Here is a 1,141-nt window from a genome sequence, read left to right on the forward strand (position 1 = left end):
GCCCGATTTTGACGTGCAGCTTTCCGACCTCTGCCGCCGATATCGTCGGCTCCGCGGTCGCCTGGCCGGTGAAGGCCTGTGCCATGTTCTCAATCGCGGTCCGTTTCCAGCCGCTGATCATGGTAGGGTGGATGTCATACTTCTTGGCCAGCTCGGCCGTCGTCAGCTCCTCGCGGATGGCTTCCAAAGCCACCTTCGCCTTGAACTCTGCCGAATAGCGTTTCCGTTTCGTCATTTCTGTGCGTTCTTCCTCAGACACTACAGATTAGCACCCGGTCCGAAATCCCGCGACCACCTCTGAAGTGCTGTGTCCAGGCGAGGATTGCACCCGCCATGGCGGCAAATTGAAGACGCTCGGCGAAGATGTGACAGAAGAACTTGAGCTTGTGCCGGGCCGCTTCATCGTGAACCGTATGGTCCGGCCCCGCAAAGCCTGTGCGGGCTGCGAAGCCATTGTCCAATCTGCATTGCCGTCGCGCTCAATTGAGCGTGGGCGACCCGGCCCCGGCCTTTTGGCGCATGTGCTGGTCAGCAAATATGCTGATCACCTTCCAATGTAGCGCCAGAGCCAAATCTACGCCCGTGAAGGCATCGACCTGAACCGCTCGACCATGGCCGATTGGGTTGGCCGATCAACGGCACTACTGGAACCACTCGCCAACGAGATCGGGTGCATCGTCCGACGCGGCGATACACTATTTGCAGATGATACGCCGGTCAAGATGCAAGCTCCCGGTCAGAAGAAAATCAAGACAGCGCGGGTCTGGACCTATGTGCGCGATGAGCGACCCTGGTCGGGATCATCGCCACCCTGCGCGTGGTATCAGTTCACCATTGATCGCAAAGGCGAACATCCGGTCAGCCATCTTGCAGACTACAAGGGCTGGGTCCACGCTGATGGATACTCCGGCTTCAACGGGCTGTTCGGCGAGAACAAGGCGGGTGAGATGGCCTGCGTGGCCCATGTCAGGCGTAAGTTTGTGGATGTCTTCGCATCCCAGGGCAACGCCATTGCCGAGGAAGCGATCCGGCGGATCGCTGAACTCTACACCGTGGAGAAAGACGCGCGTGGCAAATCGCCCGAAGAACGTATCGCGCTGCGGCAATCCCGATCAAAACCGATCTTCGATGACCTGGAAGC

1 protein-coding gene and 1 pseudogene are annotated in these 1,141 nt (G+C 59.0%); one reads left to right on the plus strand and one right to left on the minus strand.

Features of this window, described 5'->3' with window-relative positions:
- The coding region (locus FEV53_RS20250; RefSeq protein ID WP_142836281.1) for a transposase at positions 1-235 on the minus strand (235 nt) is incomplete at its 3' end.
- Positions 236-299: 64 nt separating this feature from the next.
- On the opposite strand from FEV53_RS20250, the pseudogene tnpC reads away from it, so the two are divergent.
- A pseudogene (tnpC, locus tag FEV53_RS22310) lies at positions 300-1,141 on the plus strand (IS66 family transposase); the annotation flags it as partial.

Origin of the sequence: Palleronia caenipelagi, from assembly GCF_007004065.1 — a bacterium.
In the GTDB taxonomy this organism is placed as follows: Bacteria; Pseudomonadota; Alphaproteobacteria; order Rhodobacterales; family Rhodobacteraceae; genus Palleronia; species Palleronia caenipelagi.